This is a genomic window from Streptomyces sp. NPDC007346, from assembly GCF_040703535.1.
GTDB lineage: Bacteria > Actinomycetota > Actinomycetes > Streptomycetales > Streptomycetaceae > Streptomyces.
Genome location: NZ_JBEYKR010000241.1, coordinates 1 through 6,598, shown reverse-complemented (window position 1 = coordinate 6,598; position 6,598 = coordinate 1). Strand labels below are relative to the sequence as shown.

Annotated in this window: 7 protein-coding genes and 1 pseudogene; 3 read left to right on the top strand and 5 right to left on the bottom strand. The window is 72.6% G+C overall.

Annotated elements, in window-relative coordinates; translation table 11 throughout:
- Positions 1–148 precede the first annotated feature (148 nt).
- The 4 genes from AB0917_RS33165 to AB0917_RS33150 all read right to left on the bottom strand — a co-directional run bounded on the left by AB0917_RS33165 (position 149) and on the right by AB0917_RS33150 (position 3,207).
- Positions 149–835, bottom strand: a complete 687-nt coding sequence (locus AB0917_RS33165; RefSeq protein WP_366823427.1) for an Hsp20/alpha crystallin family protein — start codon at positions 833–835, stop codon at positions 149–151.
- Between the two features lie 239 nt (positions 836–1,074).
- On the bottom strand, positions 1,075–1,563 hold the full coding sequence (locus AB0917_RS33160) for a GNAT family N-acetyltransferase (protein WP_366823426.1): 489 nt from the start codon (positions 1,561–1,563) through the stop codon (positions 1,075–1,077).
- Between the two features lie 26 nt (positions 1,564–1,589).
- The gene (locus AB0917_RS33155) at positions 1,590–2,651 is read right to left on the bottom strand and encodes a DUF6397 family protein (RefSeq protein ID WP_366823425.1); all 1,062 of its coding nucleotides are present in this window, start codon (positions 2,649–2,651) and stop codon (positions 1,590–1,592) included.
- 142 nt (positions 2,652–2,793) lie between these two features.
- Positions 2,794–3,207: a roadblock/LC7 domain-containing protein gene (locus AB0917_RS33150; RefSeq protein ID WP_366823424.1), complete on the bottom strand. Its 414-nt coding sequence runs from the start codon at positions 3,205–3,207 to the stop codon at positions 2,794–2,796.
- Between the two features lie 140 nt (positions 3,208–3,347).
- Between AB0917_RS33150 and AB0917_RS33145 the strand changes: the two genes are divergently transcribed.
- The gene (locus AB0917_RS33145; RefSeq protein ID WP_366823423.1) at positions 3,348–3,776 is read left to right on the top strand and encodes a PPOX class F420-dependent oxidoreductase; all 429 of its coding nucleotides are present in this window, start codon (positions 3,348–3,350) and stop codon (positions 3,774–3,776) included.
- A gap of 24 nt (positions 3,777–3,800) precedes the next feature.
- On the opposite strand, the gene AB0917_RS33140 is transcribed toward AB0917_RS33145, so the two are convergent.
- Complete coding sequence (locus tag AB0917_RS33140; RefSeq protein ID WP_366823422.1) at positions 3,801–4,040, bottom strand: hypothetical protein; 240 nt, start codon at positions 4,038–4,040, stop codon at positions 3,801–3,803.
- 490 nt (positions 4,041–4,530) lie between these two features.
- Between AB0917_RS33140 and AB0917_RS33135 the strand changes: the two genes are divergently transcribed.
- Positions 4,531–4,896, top strand: a complete 366-nt coding sequence (locus tag AB0917_RS33135; protein ID WP_366823421.1) for a metalloregulator ArsR/SmtB family transcription factor — start codon at positions 4,531–4,533, stop codon at positions 4,894–4,896.
- Positions 4,880–6,526: pseudogene (locus AB0917_RS33130) on the top strand (cation-transporting P-type ATPase); the annotation flags it as partial. The gene AB0917_RS33135 and the pseudogene AB0917_RS33130, both read left to right, overlap by 17 nt.
- Between the last annotated feature and the right edge of the window lie 72 nt (positions 6,527–6,598).

Here is a 6,598-nt window from a genome sequence, read left to right as displayed (position 1 = left end):
GGGCCGGGCCCCGCCCCCGGGGCTTCTCGGTGGGGGTGCCCGAACCCCTTCCCGGGTGCCGCACCGCCCCTCGACCGGCGGCTCCTACACCTCGGCGGCCCGGCGCCGCTCACCGCCGGAGCGGGAGCGACGCCGGACGCACGGGGCGTCAGCTCTGGGTGGTACGCCGCTTACGGACGGCCCACAGGATCCCGCCACCGGCGAGCAGCACCGCGAGAGCGGCGCCACCGATGACCGGCGTGGCGGACGACGAACCGGTCTCGGCCAGGTCCGGCGAGTCGGGGGCCGGAGCGGGCGCCGCGGGCGCGGACTCCGAAGGCTCCCCGCCGGGGGTGTCGCCCGGCTCGGGCGTCTGCGTGCCCGGAGTCTCCGACGGCGTCGACTCGGTCGGAGTCGGCTCCGTGGGGGTGGGCTCGGCGGGGGTCGGCTCGGTCGGCGTGGGCTCGGTCGGGGACGGCGTGGGAACCGGCTCCCCCTCGCACACGTCGGCCGTCTTCTCGCCCTTGTACGAGTACTTGCCGTCCTTGCCGCCGTCCTTGACGACCAGTCGCACCGTCAGCGGCTCGGAGTGCTCGGGAAGCGCGAGCTGCCTGTTGAACTCCTTGCCGAAGGTCTCGGTGGGCAGGAGGTCCTTGCCGTCCACGGTGATGGTCACCGTGTTGGGGACGTCCGGCGTGTAGTCCTTGAGGTCGACAGTCACCTCATCGCAGGTCACGGCCCACGTGGGGGTGTGAGCCGCGGCCGGACCGGCGGAGATGACGCCTCCGGTCAGACCGACGACCGCAGCGGCCACGAGTGCTCCCGCGCCACGCCACGATCTCCTGGGTATGGTCATGGATACTTCCTCCAGCTGAATCTCATCGCCCGAATGGCGGTGGAGCGCACAGTACTGCCATCACCCCGGGAGGACACACCCGCCCTGTGGGTCGTTCCCGGGACGAACTCCGGCCATATCTCCGCCACTTCTCACAAGACGGACAACGGCTTCGCGCCACTGTCCGCCGACGACGGTTCAGCGGCCGGTGCCGCCGACTGCCGGGGGCGCCGTGCGGAGGTCTCTCACATCCTTGTACTTCAGAGGGCCTTGTGCATGATGTGCACGCCCACATAACCCTGGGTCGGGTGGTTGAACCCCTCGGGAAGGGTGCCGATCACCTCGAAGCCGATGGACTCGTACAACGTGACGGCGTGGGTGTTGGTCTCGACCACCGCGTTGAACTGCATCGCCCGGAAACCGGCCGTACGGGCCCACTCGACCGAGTGCTCGCACAGGGCACGCCCCACGCCCTTGCCGGAGTGGGCGGGGTCGACCAGGTACGTGGCGCTGGCCACGTGCGAGCCGTTGCCCATGTGGTTCCGGTTCATCTTGGCCGTACCGAGGACCGCCCCGGTCTCGTCGACGGCGACGACCACGCGGCTCGGCGGGGCGACGTACCACCACCCCCGAGCCTCCTCCTTCCCGAGGTCGAGGGGGTAGGTGAGGGTCTCGCCCGCGGCGATGATCGTGTGGAAGAAAGGCCAGATGTCGGACCAGTCCTCGGTGGTTGCTTCCCTGATCAGCATGCGGACATCATGCCTGGCCCGACGAATCACCCGTCCGCGAGCGACTGCTCCTCGCTCCGCCGGCGCCATCCCAGCCTTGCCAGCAGCCGTTTTCCGCCCGGCTCCCGCCCGCCGGAAAGCGTCTCCCCGGAGGAGCGCGGCAAGGGCGGTGCCGTCGCCACGACGGGCAGGGGCCGTGGTGGAGACGCGCACGGAACGGGGAGCGGGGCGGGTGCCATGCGCGCCCCGGGGTCGTCGCCCGGCCGTGGAGCCGGCCGGTCCTCGCGGGCCCGGTCCAAAGTGAGCGTCAGATTGATCCGCCGCCACAGGATCTCGTCGGGATCGTCCGCCAGCATCAGCTCCCCCATCGTCTCCCTGGCCGCCACCGAGCCCGGCCGGCCGAAGACGGGCTCCGGCCTGACCCGTACGAGATAGGCCCGTTCATAGGGGTCCTCGACCACCTCCGCCAGGTGTGCGGAGTCCAGTGCGGACGCCTCGATGGCGGCCCGCGCCCAGGGGTCGTCGGTGCGGTTCAGCAGTCGGTCGATGCGCTGGGTCCGCCAGTTGCGTGCCCTCCAGTCGCCGCCCGCCTCCAGCATCGTGCGCATCCCGAGGGGCGTACGGCCGGCGAGCAGCTCGGGCTCGCGCACCGCGAACGAGGCCAGCTCGTCGGCGAGATAGAGCCAGACCACCGCGCGGTACCGGTTGAGGTAGAACGTGACCGGCGAGACGCAGCCGGCCCGGGTCAGCCGGGTGAACCGCGCGGGGACGATGCCGAGCAGAGCGGCGCCCTCCGCGGTGCCGACGGTGCGGACGCGCTCGCCCAACCCGTCGGGGAATCCCGGCTCTTCGCGCAGGCGCGCGATCTCCCGCTGGTGCACCCGCGGCCGCCCGCCACCGGGCTGGGCGGTGACCGCGATCAGCCCGAGGTGCACGGCGAGCTCGAATTCGCCGCGCCGAAGCCCCAGTTCCTGCGCCGCCCGGCCTGCGGCCACCGTGGCCGTCGATGGAGCGGGCGGGGTGCGCACGCCCTCGTCCCGGCCCTCGCCGCCGTCCTGGATGTCGTACGTGCCCTCGGCCCGCGCGCGGATCGCTTCCTTGACCGTCATGACCGTCCTCCCCGTGAGCTTCGAATACTCTCCGTGATCACGGTAGCTCGGCGAGGTCTTCTCCGGTCCGGCCTGTGGATAACTCTGCCGGACCGGAGAAAGCAGCAGGTCAAAACGGGTTCAGCAGGATACCGGAAGGCGGTCAGAAGGGTTCGATGCCCTCCGGGCCGCCCTGGCGGACGGCTACGCCGAGGTGTTCGCCGACCCGGTTGACGAGCAGGGTCATCTCGTAGGCCACCTGCCCCACGTCGGCTTCGGCGGCGGTCAGCACGCACAGGCAACTGCCGTCGCCGGCGGCGGTCACGAAGAGCAGCGCCTCGTCGAACTCGACCATGGTCTGGCGGGCCCGACCGGCCCGGAAGTGGCGCCCCGAACCGCGCGCCAGGCTGTGCAGGCCGGAGGAGACCGCGGCCAGGTGTTCGGCGTCCTCGCGGGCCAGCCCGGTACTGGCCCCGGTGACCAGGCCGTCGTTCGACAGCACCAGGGCGTGTCGTATGTACTGCACCCTGCTGGTGAGATCGTCAAGGAGCCAGTCAAGTCCCCGGTCAAGCGCCATCTGCTCGTCCTCCCCGTGCCTTCGTTCCCCGTGCCCCGCTACGCGCGCAAGCCTTGCGCACCGCCTGCGTGGGGGCAAGCGCCCCCCGCCCCCGGGGGCGCCGCTTCGCGCCACGCGGGCATCGGGCCCAGGATGAGCGCATGGCACATCACATGACCGATGAGGAATGGCGGGCCTTCGTCTCCGAGGGCACCCGCACCGCGAAGGTTTCGACCGTGCGGGCCGACGGCAGTCCGCACATCGCGCCCGTCTGGTTCCTGCTCGACGGCGATTCACTGGTCTTCAACACCGGCAAGAAGAGTGTGAAAGGCCGCAATCTGGAGCGCGACGGCCGGGTCTCCCTGTGTGTCGACGACGACCGGCCACCGTACGCGTTCGCCGTGGTGCAGGGGCGTGCGGAGCTGAGCGAGGACCCCGACGAGCTGCTGCGGTGGGCGACGCGGATCGCCCGGCGCTATGTCGGGCCGGAGACCGCCGAGGAGTTCGGGCGGCGCAACGGTGTGCCCGGTGAGCTGGTGGTGCGGGTGCGGATCGACAAGGTGGTCGCCCTGGCCGACATGGCCGACTGAACGGCCGCTCCCCGCCGGTCGGCGTCAGCCGACGGAGTCGAGGAGCCGGGTGGTGTGCACCCGCCCGGCGTACTCGACCGTACGGATCAGGACGTCTTTGCCGGAGTCCCGGTCGCGCGCGTCGCCCAGTACGACGGGCGTGCCCCGGTCCAGGTCAAGGGCGTGCGACACGTCGTGCGCGGCGTAGGCGCGGGCCCCGGGGAAGCGGTTGACGGCGACGACGAACGGATGCGACGGGGCCGACGGCCGCGATGGGGTCCTCAAGGCGCCGGGCGCCGGGTGTCGACGAGGACGTCCGCTGCCAGGGCCCTTCGGAGAGCTCGTCCCCAGGAACCGGAAGCGGTCCTGGCCCGGTGTCCCGAACAGGTACGGCGACAGACCGGCGTGGATGGTAATACGGCCGAAATCCATCGCTCCGGTCGAGGCGGTCTTCCCCCGCGAGTGAGCCGCACACCTCTGGCGGAGCTCTGGTCAGCCGTTCGGACATCGCTGCCGGCACGCCCTGGCAACCGGCTGCGCGGCCCGAGGGAGTTGATCGTTCTTGATCGGGGCGGGCCCATCCCGCCCGCTCCTGTCGCATCTCGCCCCTGTACCGTCCGGCTTCTGGCCTCTTGTCGTCCGCACGGCAGTCGGTGTGGACTCGTGACGGGCTCCGAACGCGTCCGGCGTGGCCTCTACACTGGTTTCTTTCGCTCGCGGCGACGGATGCGGTGACGGGTCCGGGCGGGCGGCCCACGGACGGGAGAGAACAAGAGTGTCGACAGGTACCGGCGGCGGTTTCCAGGATCCGCCCGCCGAGGTGCTGGCCGAGGCCGCCGCCGCGTTCGGGCTCCTGGCGACACCGGCGAGGCTGCACATCGTATGGGCACTGGCCCAGGGCGAGAGCGATGTGACGGGCCTCGCCGAGCGGGTGGGCGGCACGCTCCCCTCGGTCAGCCAGCACCTGACCAAGCTCAAACTGGCCGGTCTCGTGCGCTCACGCCGTGAGGGCCGCCGGCAGGTCTACCTGGTCGACGACCCCGACGTGGTGACGGTCGTCCGGCTCATGGTCGGCCAGCTCGCCGAGCGCGCCGGACACCTGGCCCAGGAGCCCGTCCGCCTGCGTGAGCTCGGTGCCTGAGCACAGCGCAGCCGCGGAACCCGAACGTACCGGCCCCGGCGCGTCGGCCTCCGTGACACCGTTCCCGGGTACCGACACATCCGCGTCGAGCCCCGTCACGGCCGGCGTCGGAACGGACTCCGCTGCCACCGGCCCGCCTCCCGGCACCGAAGCGGACCTGCCGGAGGTGAAGACCTCCCTCCAGATACTGCGCTCGCTGGACAGCGGACCGCGCGGGCTGGTGGAAGCGCGCGCCGAGGAACGGCTCGCCCGGTTCGGCGAGAACGTGCTGCCCGCCTGGCGGCCGGTCCCCTGGCCCCGGCGTCTCGTCCGCAGTCTCCGGGACCCCTTCACCTCCGTACTCCTGTGTCTGGGACTGGTCTCCGCTCTCGTCTCCGCCTGGGGCACGGCCTGCGTGATCCTGACCCTGGTGGCGGTCAGCTGCCTGCTGCGCTCGGCCGAGGAGCACCGCGCCGACCGTTCGACGGCGGCGCTCAGGGAGCTGGTGGCGACCACGGCGACCGTCGTGCGCCGGACCTCGGCGGAGGCGGCACCCCGGGAGCGGGAGATTCCGGTGGCCGACCTCGTACCCGGCGATGTGATCCGCCTGGGGCCGGGCGATCTCGTACCGGCCGATGTGCAGGTGCTGCGCGCCGGCGGGCTCACGGTGCACCAGTCGGCGCTGACCGGGGAGTCGGCGCCGGTGGCGAAGCACCCCCTCGACGTGCCGGACCCCTCGCTCGCCGGGGCCGGGCCCTTCGCACAGCCGCAGCTGTGCTTCCAGGGCAGCAGTGTGACGTCCGGCAGCGGTACGGCGGTGATCGTGGCCACCGCGGGGGCGACCCGGTTCGCCGCCGCGCACGACGGCCGGGCCCGGCAGCGGGGTGCGAGCGCCTTCGACCGGTCGGTGCAGGGCATCTCCTGGACGCTGATCCGGTTCATGCTGCTGACCCCGCCGCTGGTGCTGATGGCCAACGCGGCGCTGCGGGGCCGGGGGCTGGAGACCCTGCCGTTCGCCGTGGCCGTGGCGGTGGGGCTCACGCCCGAGATGCTGCCCGTCATCGTCACGACGGCGCTCGCACGGGGCGCGGCCCGGCTCGCCCGGACCAGCGGGGTCATCGTCAAACGGCTGCCGGCCCTGCACGACCTGGGCGCCGTCGATGTGCTGTGCCTGGACAAGACGGGCACGCTGACCGAGGACCGGCCTGTCGTGGAAGCGGCGGTCGACGGCTCGGACCTGCCCGACCCCGAGGTGCTGCGGTGGGCGGCGCTCAGCGCGCTGTGGACCCTCCAGCTGGCGGAGCTGCCCGCCCCGGACGCCCTGGACGAAGCGGTGCTGGACGCCGCGGAGGAGGAGGCCGGGGGGTGGGGGCCGCACGCCGCGTACGAGGGTGTGGCGGCGCTGCCCTTCGACCCGGTACGGCGGGTGGCGACCGCGGTGGTCCGGCGGCCGGGCCGGCTCGGCGTCCACACGCTGGTGACCAAGGGGGCCGTGGAGGCGGTGCTCGAACGGTGCGCGCTGGCGGGGGACGAGCGGGAGCGGCTGCTCGCCCTGGCCGGCCGGAAGGCGGAGTCGGGGCTGCGTCTGCTGGCCGTGGCCCGCGCCGACCGGGCCGCCCGGCCGGGCGCGTACACCCCGGCGGACGAGCGGGCAAAGCGCGACAGGGCGCCGGTTACATAGGTCAGCCCGATGGGCAGCCCGTTCACCTCTTCGACCGCCGCA